We start from the raw sequence: 25,493 nt of genomic DNA, 5'->3' as shown, positions 1-25,493 counted from the left end.
CACCAAGGCCCGCGCGCTCTCGCTCGCCCTCCTTTCGCCCACCCTCCTGGCGCTTCGACTTTCCCGCCCCTGGGTGTGACGCAGGCCGTCTGAGGCCAGCACCGCTCAGGGGACCCCGTCCGCGGGGACATGCACCGGGAAACACCGAACCAACGCGAACGCGCCCAAAGGGACCATCATGAGCATCGATCACCCTTCCTTCGGCAAGCTGGACAGCGGCCGCATCATCATCTTCGACACGACCCTGCGCGACGGCGAGCAGTCGCCGGGCTTCTCCATGAATCTGGACGAGAAGCTGCGCATGGCCGAGGCGCTCCACGACCTAGGCGCCGACGTGCTGGAGGCCGGCTTCGCGATCGCGAGCCCCGGCGACTTCGAGAGCGTGCAGTCCATCGCGAAGCGCTTCTCCAAGGACGGGCCGGTCATCGCCAGCCTGTCGCGCGCCAACAAGGCCGACATCCTCGCCTCGGCCGAGGCGACCAAGCCCGCCGCCCGCCCGCGCATCCATATCGTGCTCGCGACGTCCGACCTGCACATGCGGGTGAAGCTGCGCATGACGCGCGAGGAGGTGCTGGAGCGCATCACCGAGAGCGTGAAGCTGGCGCGCGACCATGCGGCCGATGTCGAGTGGTCGGCCGAGGACGGCTCGCGCTCCGATCTCGACTTCCTCTGCCGCTGCGTGGACACGGCCATCAAGGCCGGCGCCACGACGATCAACATCCCCGACACCGTGGGCTACTCGCTGCCCGCGGATATGGGGCTGATCTTCTCGACGCTGGTGAACAAGGTGCCGGGCGCCGACAAGGTCATCTTCTCGGCGCATAACCACAACGACCTGGGCCTCGCCGTGGCGAACACGCTGGCCGCGGTGCAGGCGGGCGTGCGGCAGATCGAATGCACCATCAACGGCATCGGCGAGCGCGCGGGCAATGCCGCGCTCGAGGAGGTCGCGATGGCGCTGCGCACCCGGCAGGATGCGCTGAAGCTGCACACCGGCATCGAGAACAAGCGGATCCTGCGCACCTCGAAGCTGCTGGCCACCATCACCGGCTTCGACGTGCAGCCCAACAAGGCCATCGTCGGCCGCAACGCCTTCGCGCATGAGAGCGGCATCCACCAGGACGGCGTGCTGAAGGACGCCTCCACCTACGAGATCATGACGCCCGAGAGCGTGGGCTGGACCACAAACTCCATCATCCTCGGCAAGCATTCCGGCCGCGCGGCCTTCCGCGACCGGCTGAAGACCCTGGGCTACGAGGTCGGCGACAACCAGCTCAACGACGCCTTCAAGCGGTTCAAGGACCTGGCCGACCGCAAGAAGGTCGTCTACGACGAGGATATCGCCGCCCTGGTGGACGACGAGGTCGGCCGCGCGAACGAGCGAATCCGCCTCACCGGCATGACGGTCGCGACCGGCATGGGCACGCGGCCCATGGCCACGGTGGTGCTGGAGGTCGAGGGCGAGCAGGTCGAGGGCATGTCGGGCGGCGACGGCGCGGTGGACGCGACCTTCAACGCGATCCGGCAGGCCTTTCCGCATGGCGGCAATCTGAAGCTCTACGCCGTGCAGAGCGTGACCGGCGGCACCGACGCCCAGGCCCGCGTGACCGTGCGCATCGAGGAAGAGGGCAAGCTCGTGGACGGGCAGGGGGCGGATACGGACACGATCGTCGCTTCCGCGCGAGCCTATGTCCACGCATTGAACAAGCTGCTGGTGAAGCGCGAGCGGACGGAGCCGCCGGCGGTCAGCGCGGCGGAGTAGGATCGATTTGATTTTCCTGAGGAATAGGGTCCAGGGCCAAAGGCCCTGGCGGGAGAGCGCGAGCGGGCAGGGCCCTCTCGCATCCGCGCAGCTTGCCCCGTTCGGCATCTAAGGCTACGCCACCCCCCTCCCATCCTGCCTCGGAAGGCCCTCCCGCATGTTCTCACGCCTGTTCGGCTTCCTCTCCGCCGACATGGCCATTGACCTCGGCACCGCCAACACGCTGGTTTACGTGAAGGGCCGGGGCATTGTGCTGAACGAGCCTTCCGTCGTCGCCATCTCCGACAATCGCGGCCGCAAGCAGGTCCTCGCCGTGGGCGAGGAGGCCAAGCAGATGCTCGGCCGCACGCCCGGCAACATCGCCGCCATCCGCCCGCTGCGCGACGGCGTGATCGCCGATTTCGAGGTCGCGGAGGAGATGATCAAGCATTTCATCCGCAAGGTGCATAATCGGCGCAGCTTCACCTCGCCGATGATCATCGTCTGCGTGCCGTCGGGCTCCACCGCCGTCGAGCGCCGCGCCATCCAGGAGAGCGCGGAGAGCGCCGGCGCCCGCAAGGTCCTGCTCATCGAGGAGCCGATGGCCGCCGCGATCGGCGCCGGCCTGCCGGTGACCGAGCCCTCGGGCTCCATGGTGGTGGACATCGGCGGCGGCACCACGGAGGTCGCGGTGATCTCCCTCGGCGGCATCGTCTATGCGCGCAGCGTCCGCGTGGGCGGCGACAAGATGGACGAGGCGGTGATCAGCTACATCCGCCGCACCCACAACCTGCTGATCGGCGAGAGCTCGGCCGAGCGCATCAAGATGGGCATCGGCGCCGCGACCGTCCCCTTCGACGGCGAGGACGGGCCGCTTATGGAGGTGAAGGGACGCGACCTGATGAACGGCGTCCCGCGCGAGGTCGTGGTCAGCCAGCGCGAGATCGCGATGTCCCTGCTGGAGCCGGTCACCCAGATCGTCGACGCCGTGAAGGTCGCGCTGGAGAACACGCCGCCGGAGCTGGCCTCCGACATCGTGGACAAGGGGATCGTCCTGACGGGCGGCGGTGCGCTGCTCTATCGCCTGGACGAGGTGCTGCGGGATGCGACAGGCCTGCCCGTTGTGGTGGCAGAGGAGCCGCTGAACTGCGTGGCCCTGGGCACGGGGCGCGCCCTGGAGGAGCTGAAGCGGCTTCGCCAGGTGCTGACTTCGATGTATTGATAGCGGACTGACTGAACCCCTGGGGCTACCCCTTTAGGGCGGAGCGCTGATGATCCGTCTGAGTATCCCTCTGCGTCAGGCCCTTGCCCGGCTCTCCCTGCCGGTGCTGATCGCGGCCGCCTTCGGCGCCATGCTGCTCGGCAAGGCGGACGCCCTGCTGGTCGAGCGCGCCCGGATGGCGCTGGCCGACGCGCTTTCGCCGATCTGGGGCGCGGTGCAGCAACCCTTCTCCGCCCTGCGCGACACGGTCTCGGAGGCGGAGACGCTCTGGAAGCTGCGCGGGGAGAATGCCCGGCTCGTCGAGGAGAACGAGCGCCTGCGCCGCTGGCAGGCGACGGCCCTGGCCCTCGAGGCCGAGAACGCCCTGCTGCGCCGCCAGCTCTCCTGGGTGCCAGAGCCCGCGCCGCAATTCCGCACCGCGCGCGTGGTCGCCGATGCCGGCGGCACTTATGCCCGCGCCGTGCTGCTCGCCGCCGGCCCGCAGCACCATATCCGCAAGGGGCAGGTGGCGCTGGACGAGCGCGGCTTCGCCGGCCGCGTGACCGAGGTGGGCAACCGCTCCGCCCGCGTGCTGCTCGCCACCGACATCAACAGCCGCATCCCCGTGACGCTGGAGGGTAGCCGCGCCCGCGCGATCATGGTCGGCAGCAACATGGCCCGGCCCCGGCTGCAGCACTGGCCGGAGGGCACCACCCCTCGCGAGGGCGATCGGGTCGTGACCAGCGCCCAGGCCGGGGCCTTTCCGGCCGGGCTGCCGGTCGGCGTCGTGCGGTGGAGCGAGAGCGGCGCCGCCGAGGTGGAGCTCTTCGCCCAGCTGGAGCGGCTGGACGTGCTGCGGCTCTTCGACTTCGGCCTTTCCGGTATCCTACCGCCCGAGGCGGTGGCGCGGCCGGAGCCGCGGACCCCCGGCAGGCGCTGACCGGATGGACATCAAGGGCCGGCCCGAGCCGCCCATGGGCCTGCTGCGGCGGCTCGATGCCGGCGCGCGGGCCGGCTTTCCCGCCTGCTTCACCGCCTTCCTCATCATCCTCGCGGCGGTGCCGGTCGGCGCGCCGGGGCTGATCCAGGCGCTGGCGCTACCGGGCATTTTCTTCTGGACGATCTTCCGGCCGGCTGCCATGCCCGCGCCCGTGGTGTTCCTCCTGGGCCTGCTGCAGGATCTCCTGTCCTTTGCCCCGCTCGGCGCGGGGGTGCTGACGCTGCTCGTGGTGCACGGGGTGGCGCTGCGCTGGCGCGAGGTGCTGGTGCGCCAGTCCTTCCTCGCGGCCTGGCTGATCTTCTGTGCCTTCGCAGCCGGCGCGGCCGGGCTGGGCTGGGCGCTGGAGGCGGTGCTGGGCTGGCACCTGCCGCCCACCACGCCCGGCCTCACCCAGTTCGGCGTCTCGGTCGGCCTCTATCCGATGCTGGCCTGGGTGCTGACCCGGCTGCACACGGCCATGCGCCGGGCGGAGCTCGCGCTGTGAAGTTTCCCCGCATCCTGCGCCGCAAGGAGAAGGGCGGCATCGCCAATTTCACGATGCGCGGCGTCAAGCGGGAGGAGGAGCAGCGCCGTTCCGTCTTCACGCGCCGCGCCCTGGTGCTGGCGACCGGGCAGCTCGGGCTCTTCGGCTTCCTCGGCTACCGGCTGCACACGCTGCAGGTGGAGCAGGGCGAGCGCTATGCGACGCTCGCCGAGGAGAACCGCCTCTCGGCCCGGCTGCTCTCGCCGCCGCGCGGCCGCGTGCTGGACCGCAACGGCCAGGTCGTCGCCGGCAATCGGCTGAACTGGCGCGCGCTGCTGGTGGCCGAGCAGACCTCCGACGTCGGCGCCACGCTGGAGACCTTCAGCCGCATCGTCCCCCTGGCCGACCACGAGCGCGCCCGGGTGGAGCGTGAGATGCGCCGGCGCCGGCGCTTCGTGCCCGTCATCGTGCGCGAGTTCCTGGCCTGGGAGGAGATGGCGCGCATCGAGGTGAACGCGCCCGACCTGCCGGGCATCCTCATCGATGTCGGCACCACGCGCATCTACCCTGAGGCGGAGCATCTCGCGCATATCGTGGGCTATGTGGCCCCGCCGGCGGAGCGCGACATGGACGGCGATCCGCTGCTGCAGCTCCCCGGCATCCGGGTGGGGCGTTCGGGGATCGAGCGCCACCACGACCTGGTCATGCGCGGCCGGGCCGGCGCGGTGCAGCTGGAGGTGAACGCCGTCGGGCGCATCATCCGCGAGCTGGACCGGCGCGAGGGCCAGCCGGGCCAGGACATCGAGATCAGCGTCGACACCGAGCTGCAGAAGACCATCCGCGGCAAGATCGAGGAGGGGACCTCGATCGTCGTGATGAACGCCCGCAACGGCGAGGTGCTCGCTATGGCGAGCCAGCCGAGCTTCGACCCGAACGTCTTCAACGCGGGCGTGAGCAACGCCCAGTGGCGGCAGCTGACGGCCAACCGCGCGACGCCCCTCATCAACAAGGCGGCGAACGGGCTCTACGCGCCGGGTTCCACCTTCAAGATGGTGGTGGCGCTGGCCGGGCTGGAGGCGCGGGCAATCGGCCCGGGCGAGCGGATTTCCTGTCCCGGCCATTTCGACCTGGGCGAGAGCCGCTTCCACTGCTGGAACCGCGGCGGCCATGGCGGGATGGACATGCGCAGCGCCATCAAGCTGAGCTGCGACGTGTATTTCTACGAGCTGGCCAAACGCCTGGGCATCAACCGGATCGCCGCCATGGGGCGGCGCTTCGGCATGGGCGTGGACCTTGACATCGAGCTGCCGGGTGCCCGGCGCGGCCTGATGCCCACGCGCGAATGGCGCGAGGCGCAGGGCCGGGGCTGGGCGCTGGGCGATACGGTGGTGCATGGCATCGGCCAGGGCTTCTACCAGCTCACGCCCTTGAGCCTCGCGACCATGACCGCGCGGCTGGCGACGGGACGGGCGGTGCAGCCGCACCTCACCCGCAGCATCGGCGGCCGGCCGGCGCGCGGGGGGCGGCCGGAGGACTGGCCCGCCATGGGCATCGCCGATCGTGATATGCGGCTGGTGCGCGATGCCATGTGGGCCGTCGTGAATGAGGGCGGCGGCACGGCGGGGATCGCCAAGCTGCCGGGGGGGCTCGGCCAGATGGCGGGCAAGACGGGCACGACGCAGGTGCGCCGCGTGAGCCGCGAACAGCGCGAGCGCGGCTTCCGCGTGGAGAGCCTGCCGCGCGAGTATCGGCCGCACGCGCTCTTCGTCGGCTACGCGCCGCATGACAACCCGCTCTATGCGGTGAGCGTGGTGGTGGAGCATGGCACCTCGGGCTCCGGCGCCGCGGCGCCGCTGGCGCGCGACGCGATGGTGGAGACCTTCAACCGCTTCCGCGCGGCGCCGGCCCAGCGGGTGGCCGACGTGGTACGCGGGACGTGACGGGCGAGGCGCGGACCGGGCAGGAAGGCCGCTGCCCCCAGGGCTTCCGGCCGCAAAGCGGCCGGCGCCGCCCCACCGACCTTCCCACTGGCGCAACCGCCGCGCGGCGAAGGCAAGCGCGCGGAGCGCGCGCCCGCCGTCTGAGGGAATAAGAAAATTTCCGGCTCCACGGTCTTCGAGAAGCGCCTGCTCACCCGCGACCGCGGGGCGGGGATTCTCCAGAAGCTCTGGCAGATCCCCTGGATCTTCGTGCTGCTGCTCTGCGCCGTGGGAGCGGTGGGCTATGTCGCGCTCTATTCGGCGGGAAGCGGCAATCCGGACCTCTACGCCACCAAGCATGCGCTGCGCTTCGGCTTCTGCCTGGTGATGATGCTCTGCATCGGCTTCGTCGACATCCGGCTGATCGCCCGCGCCGCGCCGGTCGCCTATGTGGTCGGCATCGGCCTGCTGGTCATGGTCGCGCTGCATGGCGAGGTGGGGAAGGGCGCGCAGCGCTGGGTGGATCTCGGGCCGCTGCAACTCCAACCCTCGGAGCTGATGAAGATCGTCCTGGTGCTGACGCTGGCCGCCTGGTTCCACCGGGCGAGCTGGGAGCGCGTGGGCAACCCCTTCTTCCTGGTGGTCCCGGCGGTGCTGGTGCTGGTCCCGGTGGGGCTGATCTTCAAGCAGCCCAACCTCGGCACCTCGCTCATCACGGCGGTGCTGGGCGGCGCGATGTTCTGGGCGGCGGGCGTGCGCTGGTGGAAGTTCGCGGCGATCATCGGCGCCGCGGCGGCGGCGGCGCCCATCGTCTACGAGAACCTGCGGGAATATCAGCGAGCCCGCATCACGACCTTCCTGGATCCGGAATCCGACCCGCTGGGGGCGGGCTACAACATCATCCAGTCCAAGATCGCGCTGGGCTCGGGCGGGCTCTGGGGCAAGGGCTTCCTCCAGGGGACCCAGGGCCACCTGAACTTCCTGCCGGAGAAGCAGACCGACTTCATCTTCACCATGATCGCCGAGGAATTCGGGCTGGTGGGGGCCATGGGCACCCTGGCGCTGCTGATGCTGGTGGTGGGCTTCTGCTTCCTGGTGGCGATGCGCTGCAAGCACCAGTTCGGCCGGCTGCTCGCGATCGGGCTGGGGACGAACTACTTCCTCTATATCTTCGTGAACGTGGCGATGGTGACGGGCAGCATCCCGGTGGGCGGCGTGCCGCTGCCGCTGATCTCGCATGGCGGCTCGGCGATGCTGACCACCATGATCGGCTTCGGGATGCTGATCAGCGCCTGGGTCCACCGGGACGCCGAGTTCGGGCCGGCGCGGGATTGAGCCGGGGCGCCTAGGCAATCTCCATCCCGTCTGGCCAAATGCTCGGCAGGCCGGGCAAGGGCCACGGGGGAATGCCACAGGTTCGCCTCTTCGAAGCGGGCCGCTCGGCCGGGCGCGATCGGAGACTGGGCAGGATGGACATCGACGAGATCGGCTTTCTGGGCGTGCGCGAGCTTCACGCCCTCTATCGCGCGCGCAAGCTGTCGCCGGTGGAGGTCGCCCAGGCGGTCCTCGCCCGCATCGAGCGGACCGAGCCGCAGGTGAACGCCATGATGCGGCTGACGCCCGAGCACGCGCTGGAGGCGGCGCGGCGGTCCGAGGCGGTGTACCGGCAGAACGACACGCCGCGGCTGCTGGAAGGCATCCCGGTCACCATCAAGGACCTCCAGCACACCCGGGGCGTGCAGACCGATTTCGGCACCGCCATCCTGCAGGGCACCATTCCCGACGTGGATGCGCCCTGCGTCAGCCGGCTGCTCGCGGCGGGCGGGATGATGGTGGGCAAGACGACCTCGGCCGGCGAATGGGGCTGGAAGGGCGTGAGCCAGGCCCTGATCTCGGGCATCACGCACAATCCCTGGGGCAGGGGGCTAAACGCGGGGGCATCCTCCTCGGGCGCCGGCGTGGCGGCGGCCTGCGGCTACGGGCCGTTGCACCAGGGCGGCGACGGGGCCGGCTCGATCCGCATGCCGGCGCACTTCTCCGGGGTCTATGGCCTGAAGCCGACGCATGGTCGCGTGCCGAACTGGCCCATGTCCAACAACGAGCTCGCCACCCATATTGGACCGCTGACCCGCAGGGTGGAGGACGCCGCGCTGATGACCCAGGCGATGGCCGGGCCGCATGTGTGGGACTACACCTCGCTCGAGGCGCCGCCGCAGGATTATGCGTCCCAGCTTCACGCGGGCTCGATGAAGGGGAAGCGCATCGGCTACACGCGCGACCTGGGCCATGCCCGCGTCGACCCCGAAATCGCCGAGGTCGTGGAGCGCGCGGTAAAGGCCTTCGAGGAGATGGGCGCCGAGGTCGAGGAGGTGACCCCGGCCTGGGGCCCGCTCGGCCCGGAGCTGGCGCGCTTCTTCTGGCCGGCGACCTTCAGCGGGCGGATCGAGAGCCTGCCGGAATTCGAGAGCCGGATGGATCCGGGCTTCGTGGCGATGATCCGATACGCCCAGGGCTTCACCGCGCCGCAATACATGCAGATGCGCCTGCGCCGCTTCGCCTATGTCCAGCAAATCCATGAGTTCATGGAGGGCTACGACTTCCTGCTCTCGCCGGCCGTGAGCGTGGCGGCCTTCCCGGCGGACCGGCTGCAGCCCGAGCACTGGCCGCAGCATGAATGGGACTGGCTGATGTGGGCGGAATTCTCCTACCCCTTCAACTGGTCGGGCAGTCCGGCGGCCAGCGTGCCGGCCGGCTTTACGCCGAAGGGGCTGCCGGTCGGCCTCCAGATCGTGGGCCGGCGCTTCGACGATCTGGGGGTTCTGCAGGCCAGCGCCGCCTTCGAGGCGGCGCGGCCCTGGGCGGATAAGAGGCCGCCGCTCGCGCAGTAGGGCGGGGGCCCCCGATCGCCAGGGAGGAGGCGCCCGCCGTCCGGCGCGGCAACAATGCTGGCTGGCCGAAGCGCGGATGGGCTAGTTAGATTCATGCCGCCGCGCAACAACGCCGGCACGGGAACCGCAGATGGCCGAGCCGGACCATTCGAGATCCTGGTGGACGACGGTTCCCGGCATCCTCGCCGGCCTCGCGGCTCTGCTGACGGCGCTGACCGGGCTCATCGTCGCGCTGGCGCCTCTCTTCCGTGGCCCCCACGAGCCGAGGCCGACCGTTGCTTCGCCATCGGTCGCCGCATCGGTTCCGCGGCCTCCCGAGCCGGGCGCTTCCCCGGCCCGAGAGTCAGGAGGCAGCCGTCAGGAGGCGGCGCCACAGCCTGGAGCGAACCTGCCGGGCAGCGTGCCGCCCCTCGTGATGGGGGAACCTCTCGATGTCGCCGGCACGTCCTTCGTCGTCCTGAACGTTGAAAGCATGTCGCCCCGCAGCGGCCTCCGGGAGATCCGCGTGATGTTCCAGGCGACGGCCGGGGCCACCGATATCCAGCTGTCGCGCGGCAATGTCCGGATCCTTGCCCAGGGCCGGACCCACAGGCCGGTGGAGGGCCTGCCGGCCACGTCCCTGCGCGCCGGCACGCAGCGTCAGCTCTGGGTGCGCTTCGAGATCGAGGAGCCGCTTCGCCAACCCGTATTGAGCTTCACGGATGACATGTTCGCGCCCAGGGGCGAGGTGCGCCGCGCCCTGGCCGGGTTCTGACCCACGTGCGCCAGGCCCGGCCCGCTTTCCCTATTCCGGAACGACGGCGCCGACCTGTTCGACGATTCGCCCGTAATACTGCGGCCGGCGGTGCTGGGCGAAGTTGAACATCTTCTCCTTGCCCTGGCGGCAGTCGTCGAGGTCGATCTCGGCGACGATCAGCTCGTCCCCCAGAGTCTTGGCCTGCGCCACGACGATCCCGTTGGGGCTGACGATGCACGAGCCGCCGATGAGGCCCGAGCCGTCCTCGTCGCCCGCCTTTGCCACGCTCACCGCCCAAGTCGCGTTCATATAGGCGTTGGACTGGGCGGCCATGGTGGAATGGAAGGTGCGCAGCTCGGCGCTCTCGCTGTCGCCGCCCAGGGGGTCGTAGGCGGCGGAGTTGTAGCCCATCACCATGAGCTCGACGCCCTGCAGGCCATAGACGCGCCAGCCCTCGGGCCAGCGGCGGTCGTTGCAGATCAGCATGCCCATGACCGGGCGGTGCCATTCCGGCGCGCCGCGGAAGGCCGGGAAGCCGAGGTCGCCATATTCGAAGTAGCGCTTCTCCAGCTGCTGGAAGCGCGCGCCGGGGCGGGGCTCCACCGTGCCGGGGAGGTGAACCTTGCGGTACTTGCCGAGGATCTGCCCGTCGGGGCCCACGGTGATGGAGGTGTTGAAGCGCTGGCCCTCGGGCGTCAGCTCGGCATAGCCGAGATAGAAGCCGACCTTCAGCTCGCGCGCCCGGTCGAAGAGCTTCTGGCAATTCGCATTGGGCATCTCGCGTTCGTACCAGGTGTCGAGCTCCTGGGTGTTCTCGATGAACCAGCGCGGGAAGAAGGTGGTGAGCGGGAGCTCCGGGAAGACGACCAGCTGGGCGCCGGCCTTGGCGGCGCCTTCCAGCAGGGCGATGAGCCGGTCGAGGGTATGCGCGCGGGTATCAGCGCGCTGGATGGGGCCGGTCTGCGCGCCGGCGAGCGTGATCGTGCGAGGCATGGCGGGGAAGCTGCCCCGAGGGGGGCGGCCTGACAAGGCCGCCCCCACCCTTCTCAGCCCAGGAAGGTCTCGCCATGCTGGCGCGGCACGAAGCGGCCGGTGCCGGGCTTCGCCAGCACCTCCGTCCCGTTCCAGATGCAGCCGCCGCGCAGATAGGTCGCGGCCACGCGGCCCTTCATCTTCATGCCGTCATAGGGCGACCAGCGGGCCTCCTCGCGGTCCTGGATATTCGCCGCGTCGAAGGTGAAGTCACCGCGCTCCATCACCAGCAGGTCGGCGTCGCAGCCGGGGCGGATGGCGCCCTTCTTGGGGAAGAGGCCGTGGAATTTCGCCGGCCGCTCGGCGCAGAGCGAGGCCATCAGCGTCACCGGCATGCCGCGCTGCTCCAGCAGGGTCAGCATCAGCGGCGCGAAGCTCTGCAGCCCCGTGAGCCCGGCGCCGCAGGCGAAGATGTCGCCGTTGTATTCCTTCTTCGGGCGCGGCCAGGGCGCGTGGTCGGTCGAGACGTAGGCGATCTTGCCGTCGGCCAGGCTCTGCCACATGCGCTCCACCTCGGCGGCGGTGCGGAAGGGAGGGTTGCACTTGCCGAAGCCCTGGAGCCGGAGAAGGTCCTCCTCGGTCATGCACAGATACTGGATGCAGGCCTCGCCCGAGGTCTTCGCGCCCTGCCTGCGGAACATCTCGGCGAGGTCGAAGCCACGCGCCAGCGAGGAATGCGCGATGTGGACATGCGCGCCCGTCTCCAGCGCCATCTCGAAGATGGCGAGGTCGGCCATGGTCTCGCAGAGCGGCGGGCGCGTGCGCGCATGCATGATCGGGTCGGTGCGCCCCGTCGCCTTGGCGGCCGCGATCGCGCCCTCGACGATCTCCTGGTCCTCGTTGTGGATGCCGACCATGAGCCCGGTCTTCGCGATCTCGCGGAAGGCCGCCTCCATGGTGGTGTGGTCGATGCGCGGGAAGCGCACGGCATCGTATTCATAGGTGGAGAGCTTGAAGGAGCAGACGCCCGCCGCCGCGAGCCCCGCGATCTCCTCCACGCCGCCATCCTTCCGGATGGTGCCGTAGAGCGCCATGTCCACATGGCTGGTCGCGTTCACGACCTTGATCTTCTCGGCGAGGATGCCCGCATCTGTCACCGGGCGCGGGATGTCGTAGGGCATGTCCACGCAGGTGGTGACGCCGCCGGCCGCCGCCGTGCGCGAGGCGCCCTCGATGCCCGGCCAGCCCAGCGCGCTGCTCGTGTGCATGTGACCGTCCACGAGGCCCGGGAAGACCAGCATGCCGCGATGATCCGCGACCTCCGCCGAGGCGGGCGGAACGCCTTGCCCGATCGCCGCGATCACGCCGCCGGAGACGCCGACCCAGCCCCCCTCCAGCACGCGGTCGCCCAGGACCAGATCGCCTCGTACCACCAGATCGAACGCCATCGTTCAGAAATCCCCAGGCCATGTTGCACTGCATGCGCGGGCGCATAGGATGCGACCCACCACACATGGATTCAGGCTAGGCGCGCGCGGATGAGCCGCCAAGCCGGCATGAGCACAGAGGAAAACGCGAATGCAGATGCACCCCGTCAAGGTCCACCCGTCGAAGGCGCTGCTCAAGCGCGAGGACCAGCTGGCCTGGAAGATCGCCGGGGTCGCCACCGACAGGGCCGCCGTCCAGAAGGACGTGGCGGAGATGATCATCAACCGCATCATCGACAACGCCTCGGTGGCCATCGCCGCCATCAACCGCCGCCCCGTCGTTTCCGCGCGCGGCATGGCGCTGGGCCATGCCAAGAAGGGCGGCGCGACCGTCTTCGGCATGCCGGCCGGCGTCACCGTCAGCCCCGAATGGGCGGCCTGGGCGAACGGCACCGCGGTCCGCGAGCTCGACATGCACGACACCTTCCTCGCCGCCGACTACTCGCACCCCGGCGACAACATCCCGCCGATCCTGGCCGTGGCGCAGACCATGGGCCGCTCGGGCCGCGACCTGCTGCGCGGGCTCGCGACGGGCTACGAGATCCATATCGACCTGGTGCGCGCCATCTGCCTGCATGAGCACCGCGTGGACCATATCGCCCATCTCTGCCCGGCCCAGGCCGCGGGCATCGGCACGCTGCTGGGCCTGAAGCAGGAGGTCGTCTTCCAGTCGGTGCAGCAGGCGCTGCACACCTCGGTCACCTTCCGCCAGTCGCGCAAGGGCGAGATCAGCTCCTGGAAGGCCTATGCCCCCGCCCATGCCGGCAAGCTCGCCGTCGAGGCCGTGGACCGCTGCATGCGCGGCGAGGGCGCGCCGAGCCCGATCTATGAGGGCGAGGACAGCGTGATCGCCTGGGTGCTCTCCGGCCGTACGCAGGCCGACAGCAAGGGCCGCCCGACGGTCTACGACCCCACCTATTACCAGGTGCCGCTGCCGGCGGCCGGCGAGCCCAAGCGCGCCATTCTCGACAGCTACACCAAGGAGCACTCGGCCGAGTACCAGAGCCAGGCGCTGATCGACCTCGCCTTCCGCATGCGCGAGAGCATCTCGGACTTCGACAAGATCGAGAAGATCATCATCCACACCAGCCACCACACCCATTACGTGATCGGCACCGGCGCCAACGACCCGCAGAAGATGGACCCGAAGGCGAGCCGCGAGACGCTCGACCACTCGATCATGTACATCTTCGCCGTCGCCCTGCAGGACGGCCGCTGGCACCATGTCGACAGCTACGCGCCCAAGCGCGCCGGCCGCGCCGACACGGTCCGCCTCTGGCACAAGATCGAGACCACCGAGGCGCCGGAATGGACGGAGCGCTACCACTCGCGCGACCCCGAGACCCTGGCCTTCGGCGGCCGCGTCGAGATCCTGTTCAAGGACGGCACGAAGCTGGTGGACGAGCTGGGCGTGGCCAACGCCCATCCGCGCGGGGCGAGCCCCTTCGTGCGGGCGCAGTACATCCAGAAGTTCCGCGAGCTGACGGACGGCATCATCACGGCGCGCGAGGCGAACCGCTTCATCGACGCGGCCGAGAACCTCACCAGCCTCAAGGCGGGCGAGCTGGGTGCCCTGCACGTGGCGCTGCCGAAGGGCACGCTTGCCGAGAGCAAGCCGGGCATCTTCTGAGCCGAACGACCCGGGCGCGGTCCTCCGCGCCCGGAGCCACGAACAACCGAGAGGAACGATCCGATGAGCGAAGCCGCTCCCGACATCCGCAAGGGCCTGGTCGGCGTCTATGCCGATGAGTCCACCATTTCCAAGGTGATGCCCGAGACCAACAGCCTCACTTATCGCGGCTATGCCGTGCAGGACCTCTGCGAGCAGGCGAGCTTCGACGAGGTCGCCTACCTGCTCTGGAACGGCGAGCTGCCGAACGCGGCGCAGCTGAAGGCCTTCCAGGACGAGGAGAAGGCGAACCGCGCCCTCAGCCCGGCGCTGCTCAAGGTCATCCGCGAATTCCCCAAGGACGCGCATCCGATGGACGCGATCCGCACCGCGATCAGCTTCATGGGGATGGAGGATCCCGAATGGGCCGACATCTCCGACGCCGCGCAGCGCCGCAAGGCGATGCGCATCTTCGCCAAGGCGCCCACCGCCGTCGCCGCGGCCTTCCGCCTGTCGAAGTGCATGGAGCCGGTGGCGCCCGACCCGTCGCTCTCCTACTGCGAGAACTTCTTCAAGGTCGTCTTCGGCAAGGTGCCGGCCAAGGAGGTCATCAAGGCCTTCGACGTCTCGATGATCCTCTACGCCGAGCACACCTTCAACGCCTCGACCTTCACCGCGCGCACCGTCTCCTCCACCATGGCCGACATCCACGGCGCGATCACGGCCGGCATCGCGGCGCTGAAGGGCCCGCTGCACGGCGGCGCCAACGAGGCGGTGATGCACATGCTGAAGGAGATCCCCTCGCCGGACGAAGCCGAGGCCTGGCTGCGCGAGCGCTTCGACCACAAGGCGCTGGTGATGGGCTTCGGCCACCGCGTTTACAAGTCGGGCGACAGCCGCGTGCCGACGATGAAGAAGTACGCCGAGATCATGGCGGAGGTCGTGGGCGACAAGCGGTGGATGAACACCTCCGCGGTGCTCGCGAAGGTGATGCTCGAGGAGAAGCGCATCCACCCGAACCTCGATTTCCCTGCAGGCCCCGCCTACTACCTGATGGGTTTCGACATCCCGCTCTTCACGCCGATCTTCGTGTGCAGCCGCATCACCGGCTGGTCGGCGCATGTCTTCGAGCAGCTCGCGGACAACCGCCTCATCCGTCCGCTTTCTCTTTATACGGGGCTGGAGCAGCGGCCCGTGCCGGCGATGAGCGCGCGATAGAGCGCGATCCTCCGAGGAGGTGAGTCGTCCTCTCGGCGAAGATCATCCGAACTCTCTTCGCGCTGAATCGCAGAGGCCGTCCGAGCGATCGGACGGCCTCTTTCGTTTGCGCAAGCGATGCTTCGTTGATTCATCGCGCGCGAAATTGCATGCGCAGATGCAGAATGTGTTTGACACGCAACTCGTGCATTCCGATAGCGTTGCAAACGCGCGCATTGACGCGCGATTCGCTTGCATGATGACGCCGGCGCGAGCTCCGCGAGAGTGGCGATCATCGCAGAGGATCGTGGAGCAGGGCGAGCGTCGAGCAGGAAGGATGATCCAGGATCGGGTCCACGGAAACGGTATCGCGGAGGGAAGGCATAGGCCGTCGCCTGATGCCGGCGGAAGCGCAGATGGCGCGCCGGGCTTTCTTTCGCGGGATGCGTCGCCTGCCGGTTGAGTTGTCTCTGCCATCCGCCGCGGCATGGCGCCGCGACGAAGTCACCATCTCAGTCTGGAGCGCCACGGCGCATAGGAGAACACGAATGACCGATACGATCGATACCACCGAGACGAAGCCGCGCGCCCAGGCGATGGCGATGGCGACGGGCGCCCGCCGCACCGCCAAGAAGCCCGCCACCGCGCGCGGCCGCGTGGCCGCGGCGAAGAAGCCGGCTGCGAAGAAGGCCGCGCCTGCGAAGAAGGCCGCTCCCGCCAAGAAGGCCGCGCCGAAGAAGGCTGCTGCGAAGAAGGCCGCGCCTGCACGGAAGGCCGCCCCGAAGAAGGCCGCTCCCGCGAAGAAGGCCGCCCCGAGGAAGGCCGCCGCTGTGAAGAAGCCGGCTGCGAAGAAGGCCGCTCCGAAGAAGGCGGCTGCCGCGAAGAAGCCGGCTGCGAAGAAGGCCGCGCCCGCGAAGAAGGCCGCTCCGAAGAAGGCCGCTGCCGCCAAGAAGCCTGCTGCAAAGAAGGCCGCGCCCGCGAAGAAGGCCGCTCCGACGAAGAAGCCCGCCGCGAAGGCCGTGAAGGCGAAGGATCCGAAGCGCGCCGAGGCCGCGAGGAAGGCTGCCGCCACGCGCGCCGCGAAGAAGGCTGCTGCCGCGGCGCCGGCTCCGGCGCCGAGCGAGACGCCGACCACCTGATCACGCCGGCCGTCGCGTGACATCGGTGCCGCCCCCTCCGGGGCGGCACCTTTTTTATGGGCGCCGCGTCAGATCGTGATGCGTTCGCGTTCGCTCACTCAGATCTCCGGCGCCTTCGTGCCTTCGCTCATCGCGCTTTAACCGAAGGTGGAGAGCAGGTCGTCCACCTGTGCCGGCGTCAGCAGCCGCGGCGACATTCCGCGCAGCATCAGCGCCAGCTTCGCGGCTTCCTCCAGCTCCTCGGCGGCGTTCACCGCGTCGGTGAGCGTGGCGCCGCAGATCACCGGGCCGTGGTTCGCGAGCAGCACCGCCCTGGCACGCCGCGCTGCCGCATGCACCGCCGGCTCCATCGCCGGATCGCCCGGGCGGTAGTAGGGGATGAGCGGCAGCGTGCGGCCGACCCGCATCACGAAGTAGGGCGTTAGCGGCGGGATCAGCGCCTCCTCGAGGCAGGAGATCGCGGTGGCGCAGGTGCTGTGCAGGTGCACCACCGCGCCCGCCTCCGGGCGCGCGTCCAGGAAGGCGCGGTGCAGGAAGACCTCCTTGGTCGGCCTGTCGCCGGAGACGTGGTTCCACTCGCGGTCGAGCTTGCTGATGCGCTCGGCCTCCAGCCGGCCGAGCGAGGAGTTGGTCGGCGTCATCAGGTAGCCGTCGGCCAGGCGCACGCTGATGTTGCCGGCGCTGCCCACGCTGTAGCCGCGCCGGAAGAGCGAGGCGCCGAGCTCGACGAGCAGGCGGCGCTGCGATTCTTCTTCCCCTTGGTCGCTCACTGGAAGGCCTTCAGGAAGAAGTCGCGCGCGCCGAAATTGCCGCTCTTGAGCGCGAGCCGCATGCCTTCGGGCGCGCTGTCGGGCGTCGCATGCGTCCAGGGCACGCCGGGATCGATCTCCGCGCCGATGCGCAGGGAGCGCACGCCAAGACGCTGCACCACCGAGCCCGAGGTCTCGCCGCCCGCGACGACGAGGCGGCGCACGCCGGCGGCGACCAGCGCCTCCGCGATCTCGGCCATCGCCTCCTCCACCAGCGCGCCGGCGGCGTCGCGGCCGAGCTTCTTCTGCAGCGCCTCCACGCGATCCGGCGGCGCGGAGGCGGCGATCACCACCGGCCGTCCGGCCTCCAGCCTGCCGGCCATCCAGGCCTTCGCCTGTCCCGCGAGCGCGGCGGCATCGGGCGTCGCCAGCGCATCGAGCTCCAGCACCGGCAGATGGTCGCGCGCCGTGCCGATCTGGCCGAGCGTCGCGCGCGAGCAGGAGCCGGCGAGCACGGCGGCGAGCCCGCCCACCTCGGGCAGCGCGCCCGCATCGCCACGCGCCGGCAGCAGCCCGGCGCGGCGGAAGTTCTCCGGCAGGCCCATCGCGATTCCGGACCCGCCCGTGATCAGCGCATGGCTCGCGCAGGCCTCGCCCAGCGCCATGAGATGCGCGTCGGTGACGGCATCCGCGATGGCGAAGCGCCGGCCGGCCTCGCGCAGCTTCGTCACCTCGTGCCGGATGGCGCCGGCGCCCTGCTCGACGAAGGTGAAGGGCAGCAGGCCCACGCCGCCCTCCGTCTGCCGGCTCAGCACGCGCACCAGGTTGGCGTCGCGCATTGGCGTCAGCGGATGGTTCTCCATCCCGCTCTCGTTCAGCAGGGCGCCGCCGACGAAGAGGTGGCCCTGGTAGATGGTGCGGCCATTGGTCGGGAAGGCGGGGCAGGCGATGGCGAAGCCGCCCTCCAGCCGCTTCAGCAGCGCCTCCGCGACGGGGCCGATATTGCCCTCGTCCGTGCTGTCGAAGGTGGAGCAGTATTTGAAGAGCAACTGGCGCGCGCCGGCGGCCAGCAGCGCCTCGCAGGCGGCGAGCGACTGCGCGACGGCCTCCGCGGCGGGAATGGTGCGGGACTTCAGCGCGATGATGACGGCGTCGGCTTCCGGGAGAGGGGAGCCTCCGCTTTGCCGCTCCGCGGCGGGCGGGACGCCGATCACCTGCACGGCGCTCATTCCCTGGCGGACGAGGGTGCTGGCGAGGTCGGTGGCGCCCGTGAAGTCGTCCGCGATGCAGCCCAGTAAAGGCATGGTATTCCCTCCCGTGTCGGCTTCGATTTAAGCCGGGCGCGGAACTTCATCAAACCTGGGGCGAACAGGGCTTGAAGCCCACGGCAAGAGGGGCAACATCCACCGCATGAGCGACCACATGCCTCGCCGTCCCGTCCTGGACATGACGCCCGAGGGCGAGTTCCGGGATCCGCCGCGCCCCAGCGGCCTGAACGCCGTCCTGGCGCGCACCAGCCGCCTTGCGATCCTGGTGGGGCTCGCCGCGGGCGGGCTGCTGATGGTGGCGCTGGCCATCTTCTTCATCGGCCTGCTGCTGCCGGTGGTCATCGGCGCGGCCGCGGTGGCCAGCGTCTCCCTCTGGTGGCGCCGCCGCCGGATGCGGGCCATGGGGATCGAGCCTGGACCCTTCTTCGTGGTGATGCGACGCTAGCCGCCCGGAGTGGCTGCGCGGTGCGGCCCTGACGCGAGGCCGCTTTCGTGCCGCCGGATTCCGACAGGCCCTTCGGCCTCGACCCTGCCAGGACCTATGACATCGGCCGCGACGGCGAAGCGCGGGAGACGCCCGCGCCGCCGCCCGAATGGCTGTCCGCCCGTCACCGGCTGATCCTGGGTCTCTTCGCACTGGGCGCGGTGGTCGTGGGCGGCCTGGCGGGGGTAACCGTGGCGGCCTTCGCCTCCGGCGCTCGTGGCGCCGCGGCGGTCTTCGCGCTGTCGACGCTGGCTGCCTCGCCGCTGCTGCTCGTCGGTCCCCTGCAGGATCGCTGGCGGCACCGGGCGAGGCGGGTCAGGCGTTAGGTCCCCGGCGCCCTCGCGCCGGCGATCGTCACGCCTCAATCCCGCTCGTAGAGCAGTCGCGCCCGGATGGTATGCGGCAGCGCCCGGAGCTCGGCCAGGATGGCCTCGCCGTCGCGCGTCGCGCCGGCATCCACCACCACGTAGCCGATCTCGCCCTCCGTCTGCAGGTACTGGCCGGCGATGTTCACGCCGCGGCTCGCGAAGATCTGGTTGACGTTGCCCAGCACGCCCGGCGCGTTGCGGTGCACATGCATGAAGCGCGTCCCCGTGGGGCGGGCCGGCAGCGCCACCTGGGGGAAGTTGACCGCCCCCTCGGTGCTGCCCGTGTCGGAATAGTCGGCGAGCTTGCGCGCGACCTCCTCGCCGATGCGCGACTGCGCCTCCTCCGTGCTGCCGCCGATATGCGGCGTCAGGATCACGTTGTCGATGCCCTGGAGCGGCGAGAGGAAGGGGTCGCCGTTGCGCTTGGGCTCCTCGGGAAAGACGTCGAGCGCCGCGCCCGCCAGATGGCCCGACCGCAGGGCGGCCGCCAGGGCCGGCACGTCCACGATCGTGCCCCGGGCATTGTTGATGAGGAAGCTGCCCGCCTTCATCTTCCCGATCTGCTCGGCGCCCATGAGGTTCATGGTGGCCGGCGTTTCCGGCAGATGCACCGTCACCACGTCCGACCAGTGCAGCAGCTCGTCCAGCGTGCCGCAGCGGCTGGCATTGCCGTGCGGCAGCTTGGCCGCCGTGTCGAAGTAGATCACCCGCATGCCGAAGGCCTCGGCAAGCACGGAGAGCTGGCTGCCGATATTGCCGTAGCCCACGATGCCGAGCGTCCGCCCGCGCACCTCGCGATAGCCATCGGCCGACTTGTCCCACTGGCCCGCATGCGCCGCCGTGGACTTGGGGAAGATGCCGCGCAGCAGCATGACGATCTCGCCCAGGGTGAGCTCGGCGACCGAGCGCGTGTTGCTGAAGGGCGCGTTGAAGACGGGGATGCCCCGCGCGCGCGCGGCGGCGAGGTCCACCTGGTTGGTGCCGATGCAGAAGCAGCCGATGCTGATCAGCCGGTCGGCATGGCTCAGCACCTCCTCGGTGATGTTGGTGCGGCTGCGAATGCCGAGCATGTGGACGCCGCGCACCGCCTCGTTGAGGGCGGCGCCTTCCAGCGCCTTCTTCTCGCGGCCGATGTTGCTGTAGCCTTCATGGCCCAGCAGCTCGACGGCCGTGTCGGAAATGCCCTCCAGCAGAAGCGCGCGGATGCGGTCCTTCGGGAGGGAAAGCTGGTCGCCCATGGGAAATGCCTTATCGGTTCGCGAGATCCGCCAGCACCTGCGCCAGCACCCTGGCCCCGGCGGCGAGCGCCGGGGGCGCCGCATATTCCGCGGGGTGATGGGAGACGCCGGCGCGGCACGGCACGAAGATCATGCCGGTCGGACAGAGCGGGTGGATGAATTGCGCGTCGTGGAAGGCGCCGGAGGGCAGCCGCAGCGCGCGCAGTCCCTGGGCGCGCGAAGCGGCCTCGACCGCGTCGGGCACCATCGGGGCGAAGGTGGTGGGGATGGCGTGGAAGCGCTCGGTGACCTTGGCGGCGCAGGTCCTGAGCGCCGACTGGATCACGCCCTCGATCGCGTTGCCGCGCGCCTGAAGGACCGCGTTGTCCGGGTGCCGGAGGTCGATGGTGAAGCGCGCCACGGCGGCCACGCTGTTGGAGGTGTTCGGCTCCACCTCGATATGGGCCACGGTGAAGCGCAGCACGTCGGAGGGGTCGTGCATCAGCGCGTTCAGCGCGGCAATGGCGCGCAGCATGTCCTGCACCGCGTCGCGCCGCAGGCCGAGCGGCGTGGTGCCGGCATGGTCCGACTTGCCGTTGACCTCCACCAGGAACCAGCGGCTGCCTTGGATGCCGGTGACCACGCCGATGTCGTAGCCCTCCTGCTCCAGCCGCGGCCCCTGCTCGATATGCGCCTCCACATAGGCGAAGGGCGCCGTGCCCTCGACCACGCCGAGCGGGCGGCGGGCGATGTCGGATTCGAGCGCGAGATGCCCGGACAGCGCGTCGGCGAAGCGGATGCCGTCCTTGTCCGTCACCGCGTCCCAGCTCTGCGGCGGGGCGTAGCCGGCATAGGCCATGCTCCCCATGCAGCCGGGCGCGTAGCGGCCGCCTTCCTCGTTGGTCCAGGCGACGACCTCGATGGGCCGGCGCGTGGCGACGCCCGACTCGCGCAGCGCCTGCACCGCCTCGAAGGCCGCGAGCACGCCCCAGATGCCGTCGAAGCGGCCGCCCTGCGGCTGGCTGTCCATGTGGCTGCCGCTGACGACGGGCGTCAGCGAGGGATCGCTGCCCTCGTGCCGGAGGAAGAGGTTCCCCAGGATATCGGTGCTGGCCGCGAGGCCGATCGCCTCGGCCCAGGCGATCAGCAGGCGCCGCGCCCGGCGGTCGAGATCGGTCAGGCAGGCGCGGTTCACGCCCTCGTTGCCGTCGCCATCGGTGAAGCCGCCGATGGCGCCCATCTCCATCAGGCGCTGCCATTGGCGCGCTTCGCTGACGGCGGCGACGAGATTGGGTGCGACCTGATCGGGCATGCGGGCCTCCTGCCCGCGCATTAGAGCAAGTCCCATACCCTTGCCAGCGAGCCCTTCCGCGCGTCAGCCTTGCAAATCCTCGGAGGCGCGAAGATGGACCGGCTTTCCACGCATGTTCTGGACACCGCGCAGGGCCGCCCCGGCGCCGGCATGGGCTACGTCCTTTACCGGCTGGAGGGCGAGGAACGCATCCTGGTCGCGGAAGGCATCACCACGGCCGACGGACGCGCGCCGGCCGGGCTGCTGCCTGAGGCCGCCTACCGGCCCGGCCGCTACCAGCTCGTCTACCGCGTCGCGGACTACTTCCGGGCCGAGGGCTTCGACCTGCCGGAGCCGCCCTTCCTGGATCTCGTGACGCTGAGCTTCGGCCTGGGGCAGGACGTGCATTACCACGTGCCGCTGCTGGTCTCGCCCTATGGCTACACGAGCTATCGCGGGAGTTAAGCGACCAGACCTGGCAGCGGGTCGGCATCGCGGCTGTTGGGGAAGGCGCGCGCCAGCGCCGCTTCGTTTAGCCCGAGATGGTCCGCCAGCAGGCCCTTCGCCACGCGGCGCAGGTCCAGGGTGGGCGCGAGGTCGCGGTTTTCGAAGAGCCGCCCGGGCCCCACCCCCGGCCAGTCCGCCAGCACGCGCCCGCCGCGCACCGCGCCTCCGAGCAGAAAGGCGACGCCCGCCGTGCCGTGATCCGTGCCCTGCGTGCCGTTGATGCGCGCGGTGCGGCCGAACTCGGTCATCACCAGCACGGCCGTCTGCGCCCAGGCCGCGCCGAGCCCGGCGCGCAGCGCCTCCAGCCCCTCGTCGAGCACGCGCAGCGCGCCGGCCAGCCGCGGCCCCTGGGTCGCGTGGGTGTCCCAGCCGCCGAGCTCCAGCGCCGCGACGCGCGGCCCGCGCGGATCGGCCAGCAGCCGTGCCGCCGATCCGGCGAGGGTCACGAAGCCGCTGGTGCCCGGCGGCGGCGGCTCCAGCCCCGCCAGCACGCCGGACGAGAAGCCGCGCGAGCGCAGGCCCTCGGCGAAGGCCGGGCCGAGCTCTCGGTCGGCCCGATGCAATCGGGCGAGGGCGGCAAGGACCTGCGTGTCCGGCCGCGCGCGCGCCTGCGACGCGAAGCTGCCGACGCGCACGGGACCGCGCAGCAGCAGCGGCACGTCGATCCCGAGCGCGAGGCCGCGCCGCGCGCTGCCGGGCGTCTCGGCCGGCATGGCGGCGAGCGCGCGGTTCAGCCAGCCATCGGGCAGGCGCTGGGTCGCGCCGCATTCCAGGAAATCCTGCGCCTCGAAATGGCTGCGGCTGCGCCAGGGCCCGGCGATGGCATGCAGCACCAGCGCCTGGTCGGCGACGTAGAGGTCGTGCAGCCGGGCCAGGGCGGGATGCAGGCCGAAGAAGCCGCCGAGGTCGCGCGTCCCGCCCTCCTGGCCCGGCTCCGGCGGCGCGTGCGGGCCGCGCAGCGTGGCGAAGCCCGGATCGCCATAAGGCGCCACGGCGGCGAGCCCATCCAGCGCGCCGCGCAGCAGCACGACAACGAGGCGCTTGTCGCCCGCCGGCCCCTGGGCGAGGGCGAGGCGCGTCCCGCCCAGCGCCATCGCCCCGCCGAGGCCGAGCAGGAAGGAGCGGCGCTCCAGGGTTTCGGCCTTCATCGGCGTTGCGCCTCCGGGCTGGCGAGCAGCACGATCATCGCGTCCCGCGCCGAGCCGGTGCGGCGCATCGCGGCCAGGGTCTCGGTGCGCGCGAGAGGGCCGAGCACGGTCTGCGCCAGGGTCTCGGGATCGGTGCCGCCGCCCGCCGCCGCGCGGCCGGCCAGCTCGCTCGCCCAGTCGAGCCGCCGCATCAGCTGCTCGGGCGCGGCCCATTCCGTCGCCGCGTCCGACCAGCCGTCGGGCGCGGGCGCGTTCCAGAGCGACTGGTTCAGCCGGGTCAGCACGGCCAGGAGCGCCGGCGCGCCCTCCGTGCCCAGGCCGAGGGCGCGCAGCATGGCGATGGCGTAGTCCTCCCCGCTGCGGAGCTTGCGCAGCGGCACCCGCGCCTCCGGCTCGGCGAGGATCGCGCGGGCGACGGCGGCGAGGTCGCCGCGGCTGTCGCGGAAGGCGCCCTCGATCCAGCCCAGCGAGGCGCGGGACGGCGCATCGGCGATGAAGTGCCGCGCGAGCTTCGCCGCCAGCGCGCGATAGGTGGCGGGGTGGTTCGCCAGGAAGCGCAGCGCCTCGGCGCCGCCCTCCTCGCCGGGCGGGAACTCGCGGCCCAGCAGGCGCTTCGTCCCGGGCTCATGCGTGTCGGCGCGAAAGAGAAAGCCATCGGCTTCGGAGAACTGCTCGCCCCGGCCAGACGACCAGCCGGTCAGGATGCGTGCGAGCGAGGCCACGTCCTGCTGGCTGTAGCGCGCAGCGGTCGTGACCGTGTGCAGCTCCAGGCATTCGCGCGCGAGGTTCTCGTTCAGCCCGCGGCCGCGCCGGCCGATGGCGCTCGTCGGCCCGGTCGAGTTGTTCTGGTCGAAATAGCCGAGCATCGCGGGGTGACGGTAGGCGGCGAGCAGCAGATCCTCGAAGCGGCCGAAGCATTTCGGCCGGATGGCGGCGCGCTGGTAATGGCCGAGCCAAGCCGTGGTCTGGAAGGCGCGCCGGCTGACGGTCAGATGGTTGGTCCAGAAATTCGCCCAGCGCTCGGCGAAGGGGATCCGCGTGGTGATCATGCGGGCGGCCCAGGCGGCGGCTTCCGCGCGGAAGATGTCGCCGACGCCCGGATGCCGGATGTCGCGCCGCTGCGCGCGAAGCGCCGCCTGGATGTCGCCGAGGCCCGGCCCGGGGAGCTCGGGCAGGGGCGCAACCTGGGAGGCAAGCCAGGCCGAGGGGTCGGCCGGCACGGGTGCTTCGGGGCGGGCTCCGAGGCCGAAGCGGATCGCGGCATGGGCGGCGAGCGGCGTCATGGCGGCCGGACCATGGCACGCCCTCGGGGGATTGTATGCGTCGAAATGGGGCCGGATTTGTCGCGTCGGTCGCGCCCGGCCCCGCCCGCGCCTCGGCCGGGCGCCGGGGCCGGTCGTGCTCTACCCCAGGTACTTCACCAGGAATTCCGCCGTGCGGCCATTGGCGATGGTCGCCGCGCGCCCGTCCCAGGAATGCCCGCCCATGCGCGCGAAGGCATGGTCCACGCCCGGATAGACATGCGCCGCCACCCGGGGATTGCCCTGCACGCCCTCGAGGATCTTCGCCTGAGCCTCCGGCGGGACGAACTTGTCCTTCTCAGCGATGTGGAGGAGCAGCGGGCCCCGGAAGGCCGGCTTCTCGGCCACCAGCGCGTCCAGCATCACGCCGTAGTAGCTGACGTTGCAGTCGGAACCGGTGCCGGTCGCCGCCTTGAAGGCCATGCGGCCGCCCAGGCAGAAGCCCATGGTGCCGGTCTTGCCGTTGGAGCCGGCCATGCTCCGGCCGTGGGCGATGGTCGCCGCGATGTCGGCCAGCCCCTTCTCCTGGTCGAAGCCGTTCATGAAGGCGAAGGCCTGCTCCCACTGCGCCTGGCCCTGGTCGGGCTCCAGTACGACATTGGGCTGCTGCCGCCAGAAGAGGTCGGGCGTGAGGGCGATGAAGCCCATCCCGGCGACCCATTCGGAGAGCGCGTGCATGGCGCTGTTGATCCCGAAGATCTCCTGGATCAGCACGACGGCTCCGGCGGGCTGGGCCTTCGGCATCGCGACGAGGCAGTCGAAGCGGCCGGCGCCATCCGTCGCGGCGATCTGAATCATTCCCATGGTC

General features: G+C 70.6%; 23 protein-coding genes. 14 read left to right on the top strand and 9 right to left on the bottom strand.

Annotated features, from left to right (window positions below):
• Positions 1–178: 178 nt before the first annotated feature.
• The 8 genes from EJV46_RS05330 (at position 179) to EJV46_RS05295 (ending at position 9,966) form a co-directional block, all read left to right on the top strand.
• Positions 179–1,762 (top strand): 2-isopropylmalate synthase, encoded by a 1,584-nt coding sequence (locus tag EJV46_RS05330; protein ID WP_131547534.1) that lies wholly within the window; start codon positions 179–181, stop codon positions 1,760–1,762.
• A 157-nt stretch (positions 1,763–1,919) separates the two neighbouring features.
• The gene (locus tag EJV46_RS05325; protein ID WP_131547533.1) at positions 1,920–2,963 is read left to right on the top strand and encodes a rod shape-determining protein; all 1,044 of its coding nucleotides are present in this window, start codon (positions 1,920–1,922) and stop codon (positions 2,961–2,963) included.
• A gap of 49 nt (positions 2,964–3,012) precedes the next feature.
• Positions 3,013–3,882, top strand: a complete 870-nt coding sequence (gene mreC / locus EJV46_RS05320) for a rod shape-determining protein MreC (protein WP_131547532.1) — start codon at positions 3,013–3,015, stop codon at positions 3,880–3,882.
• Positions 3,883–3,886: 4 nt separating this feature from the next.
• Entirely contained in the window at positions 3,887–4,426 is a 540-nt protein-coding gene (gene mreD / locus EJV46_RS05315; protein ID WP_131547531.1) for a rod shape-determining protein MreD, read from the top strand.
• 53 nt (positions 4,427–4,479) lie between these two features.
• Positions 4,480–6,345, top strand: coding sequence for a penicillin-binding protein 2 (mrdA, locus tag EJV46_RS05310; protein ID WP_131548042.1), 1,866 nt, complete (start codon positions 4,480–4,482; stop codon positions 6,343–6,345).
• Between the two features lie 156 nt (positions 6,346–6,501).
• Positions 6,502–7,659 carry a rod shape-determining protein RodA gene (rodA, locus tag EJV46_RS05305; protein WP_131547530.1) on the top strand — a complete coding sequence of 386 codons (1,158 nt, stop codon included), beginning with the start codon at positions 6,502–6,504 and terminating at the stop codon, positions 7,657–7,659.
• A 134-nt stretch (positions 7,660–7,793) separates the two neighbouring features.
• Positions 7,794–9,212, top strand: coding sequence for an amidase (locus EJV46_RS05300; RefSeq protein WP_131547529.1), 1,419 nt, complete (start codon positions 7,794–7,796; stop codon positions 9,210–9,212).
• A gap of 472 nt (positions 9,213–9,684) precedes the next feature.
• Entirely contained in the window at positions 9,685–9,966 is a 282-nt protein-coding gene (locus tag EJV46_RS05295) for a hypothetical protein (RefSeq protein WP_165585349.1), read from the top strand.
• 30 nt (positions 9,967–9,996) lie between these two features.
• On the opposite strand, the gene EJV46_RS05290 is transcribed toward EJV46_RS05295, so the two are convergent.
• Both EJV46_RS05290 and EJV46_RS05285 read right to left on the bottom strand, forming a co-directional pair.
• Entirely contained in the window at positions 9,997–10,941 is a 945-nt protein-coding gene (locus tag EJV46_RS05290) for an N-carbamoyl-D-amino-acid hydrolase (RefSeq protein WP_131547527.1), read from the bottom strand.
• 53 nt (positions 10,942–10,994) lie between these two features.
• Positions 10,995–12,368, bottom strand: a complete 1,374-nt coding sequence (locus tag EJV46_RS05285) for a dihydroorotase family protein (RefSeq protein WP_131547526.1) — start codon at positions 12,366–12,368, stop codon at positions 10,995–10,997.
• 130 nt (positions 12,369–12,498) lie between these two features.
• Here EJV46_RS05285 and EJV46_RS05280 point away from each other — a divergent pair, with 130 nt between their 5' ends.
• The 3 genes from EJV46_RS05280 (at position 12,499) to EJV46_RS05270 (ending at position 16,352) form a co-directional block, all read left to right on the top strand.
• Positions 12,499–14,037: an MmgE/PrpD family protein gene (locus EJV46_RS05280; protein ID WP_131547525.1), complete on the top strand. Its 1,539-nt coding sequence runs from the start codon at positions 12,499–12,501 to the stop codon at positions 14,035–14,037.
• Positions 14,038–14,100: 63 nt separating this feature from the next.
• Complete coding sequence (locus EJV46_RS05275) at positions 14,101–15,234, top strand: bifunctional 2-methylcitrate synthase/citrate synthase (protein WP_131547524.1); 1,134 nt, start codon at positions 14,101–14,103, stop codon at positions 15,232–15,234.
• Between the two features lie 377 nt (positions 15,235–15,611).
• Positions 15,612–16,352, top strand: coding sequence for a hypothetical protein (locus EJV46_RS05270; RefSeq protein WP_206020704.1), 741 nt, complete (start codon positions 15,612–15,614; stop codon positions 16,350–16,352).
• Positions 16,353–16,489: 137 nt separating this feature from the next.
• On the opposite strand, the gene EJV46_RS05265 is transcribed toward EJV46_RS05270, so the two are convergent.
• Together EJV46_RS05265 and otnK are read right to left on the bottom strand one after the other, a co-directional pair.
• Entirely contained in the window at positions 16,490–17,122 is a 633-nt protein-coding gene (locus EJV46_RS05265) for an aldolase (protein WP_131547523.1), read from the bottom strand.
• On the bottom strand, positions 17,119–18,405 hold the full coding sequence (gene otnK, locus EJV46_RS05260; RefSeq protein WP_131547522.1) for a 3-oxo-tetronate kinase: 1,287 nt from the start codon (positions 18,403–18,405) through the stop codon (positions 17,119–17,121). The genes EJV46_RS05265 and otnK overlap by 4 nt, the downstream gene beginning before the upstream one ends.
• Before the next feature lie 118 nt (positions 18,406–18,523).
• Here otnK and EJV46_RS05255 point away from each other — a divergent pair, with 118 nt between their 5' ends.
• On the top strand, positions 18,524–18,814 hold the full coding sequence (locus EJV46_RS05255; protein WP_240782409.1) for a hypothetical protein: 291 nt from the start codon (positions 18,524–18,526) through the stop codon (positions 18,812–18,814).
• 47 nt (positions 18,815–18,861) lie between these two features.
• A complete protein-coding gene (locus tag EJV46_RS05250; RefSeq protein WP_131547520.1) occupies positions 18,862–19,179 on the top strand; it encodes a hypothetical protein in 318 nt (105 codons plus the stop codon).
• Positions 19,180–19,214: 35 nt separating this feature from the next.
• On the opposite strand, the gene serA is transcribed toward EJV46_RS05250, so the two are convergent.
• Both serA and EJV46_RS05240 read right to left on the bottom strand, forming a co-directional pair.
• Positions 19,215–20,459 carry a phosphoglycerate dehydrogenase gene (gene serA, locus EJV46_RS05245; protein WP_131547519.1) on the bottom strand — a complete coding sequence of 415 codons (1,245 nt, stop codon included), beginning with the start codon at positions 20,457–20,459 and terminating at the stop codon, positions 19,215–19,217.
• A gap of 10 nt (positions 20,460–20,469) precedes the next feature.
• A complete protein-coding gene (locus EJV46_RS05240; protein ID WP_131547518.1) occupies positions 20,470–21,750 on the bottom strand; it encodes a M20 family metallo-hydrolase in 1,281 nt (426 codons plus the stop codon).
• A gap of 93 nt (positions 21,751–21,843) precedes the next feature.
• On the opposite strand from EJV46_RS05240, the gene uraH reads away from it, so the two are divergent.
• Complete coding sequence (gene uraH, locus EJV46_RS05235; protein ID WP_131547517.1) at positions 21,844–22,194, top strand: hydroxyisourate hydrolase; 351 nt, start codon at positions 21,844–21,846, stop codon at positions 22,192–22,194.
• On the opposite strand, the gene EJV46_RS05230 is transcribed toward uraH, so the two are convergent.
• The 3 genes from EJV46_RS05230 to EJV46_RS05220 all read right to left on the bottom strand — a co-directional run bounded on the left by EJV46_RS05230 (position 22,191) and on the right by EJV46_RS05220 (position 25,483).
• Positions 22,191–23,384, bottom strand: coding sequence for a DUF1501 domain-containing protein (locus tag EJV46_RS05230; RefSeq protein ID WP_131547516.1), 1,194 nt, complete (start codon positions 23,382–23,384; stop codon positions 22,191–22,193). The genes uraH and EJV46_RS05230 overlap by 4 nt on opposite strands.
• Positions 23,381–24,667 (bottom strand): DUF1800 family protein, encoded by a 1,287-nt coding sequence (locus EJV46_RS05225; RefSeq protein ID WP_131547515.1) that lies wholly within the window; start codon positions 24,665–24,667, stop codon positions 23,381–23,383. Before EJV46_RS05225 ends, EJV46_RS05230 begins: the two co-directional genes overlap by 4 nt.
• A gap of 120 nt (positions 24,668–24,787) precedes the next feature.
• Positions 24,788–25,483: a dienelactone hydrolase family protein gene (locus EJV46_RS05220; RefSeq protein WP_370323059.1), complete on the bottom strand. Its 696-nt coding sequence runs from the start codon at positions 25,481–25,483 to the stop codon at positions 24,788–24,790.
• Between the last annotated feature and the right edge of the window lie 10 nt (positions 25,484–25,493).

The sequence above is a fragment of the Roseococcus sp. SYP-B2431 genome, assembly GCF_004336745.1.
Lineage (GTDB): Bacteria > Pseudomonadota > Alphaproteobacteria > Acetobacterales > Acetobacteraceae > Roseococcus.
Note: the sequence above shows the minus strand (reverse complement) of the source record. Positions and strands in the feature narration are given on the sequence as shown.

Excerpts from the sequence above, each read along its gene's own strand:
- otnK (WP_131547522.1), bottom strand. The coding sequence starts at position 18,405 with ATGCCTTTACTGGGCTGCATCGCGGACGACTTCACGGGCGCCACCGAC.
- serA (WP_131547519.1), bottom strand. The coding sequence starts at position 20,459 with ATGGGCGACCAGCTTTCCCTCCCGAAGGACCGCATCCGCGCGCTTCTG.
- EJV46_RS05230 (WP_131547516.1), bottom strand. The coding sequence starts at position 23,384 with ATGAAGGCCGAAACCCTGGAGCGCCGCTCCTTCCTGCTCGGCCTCGGC.
- mrdA (WP_131548042.1), top strand. The coding sequence starts at position 4,480 with ATGCGCGGCGTCAAGCGGGAGGAGGAGCAGCGCCGTTCCGTCTTCACG.
- EJV46_RS05325 (WP_131547533.1), top strand. The coding sequence starts at position 1,920 with ATGTTCTCACGCCTGTTCGGCTTCCTCTCCGCCGACATGGCCATTGAC.
- EJV46_RS05295 (WP_165585349.1), top strand. The coding sequence starts at position 9,685 with ATGTCGCCCCGCAGCGGCCTCCGGGAGATCCGCGTGATGTTCCAGGCG.
- EJV46_RS05270 (WP_206020704.1), top strand. The coding sequence starts at position 15,612 with ATGCCGGCGGAAGCGCAGATGGCGCGCCGGGCTTTCTTTCGCGGGATG.
- mreC (WP_131547532.1), top strand. The coding sequence starts at position 3,013 with ATGATCCGTCTGAGTATCCCTCTGCGTCAGGCCCTTGCCCGGCTCTCC.
- EJV46_RS05255 (WP_240782409.1), top strand. The coding sequence starts at position 18,524 with ATGCCTCGCCGTCCCGTCCTGGACATGACGCCCGAGGGCGAGTTCCGG.
- uraH (WP_131547517.1), top strand. The coding sequence starts at position 21,844 with ATGGACCGGCTTTCCACGCATGTTCTGGACACCGCGCAGGGCCGCCCC.
- mreD (WP_131547531.1), top strand. The coding sequence starts at position 3,887 with ATGGACATCAAGGGCCGGCCCGAGCCGCCCATGGGCCTGCTGCGGCGG.
- EJV46_RS05290 (WP_131547527.1), bottom strand. The coding sequence starts at position 10,941 with ATGCCTCGCACGATCACGCTCGCCGGCGCGCAGACCGGCCCCATCCAG.
- EJV46_RS05300 (WP_131547529.1), top strand. The coding sequence starts at position 7,794 with ATGGACATCGACGAGATCGGCTTTCTGGGCGTGCGCGAGCTTCACGCC.
- EJV46_RS05225 (WP_131547515.1), bottom strand. The coding sequence starts at position 24,667 with ATGACGCCGCTCGCCGCCCATGCCGCGATCCGCTTCGGCCTCGGAGCC.
- EJV46_RS05280 (WP_131547525.1), top strand. The coding sequence starts at position 12,499 with ATGCAGATGCACCCCGTCAAGGTCCACCCGTCGAAGGCGCTGCTCAAG.
- EJV46_RS05220 (WP_370323059.1), bottom strand. The coding sequence starts at position 25,483 with ATGATTCAGATCGCCGCGACGGATGGCGCCGGCCGCTTCGACTGCCTC.
- EJV46_RS05285 (WP_131547526.1), bottom strand. The coding sequence starts at position 12,368 with ATGGCGTTCGATCTGGTGGTACGAGGCGATCTGGTCCTGGGCGACCGC.
- EJV46_RS05275 (WP_131547524.1), top strand. The coding sequence starts at position 14,101 with ATGAGCGAAGCCGCTCCCGACATCCGCAAGGGCCTGGTCGGCGTCTAT.
- EJV46_RS05330 (WP_131547534.1), top strand. The coding sequence starts at position 179 with ATGAGCATCGATCACCCTTCCTTCGGCAAGCTGGACAGCGGCCGCATC.
- EJV46_RS05240 (WP_131547518.1), bottom strand. The coding sequence starts at position 21,750 with ATGCCCGATCAGGTCGCACCCAATCTCGTCGCCGCCGTCAGCGAAGCG.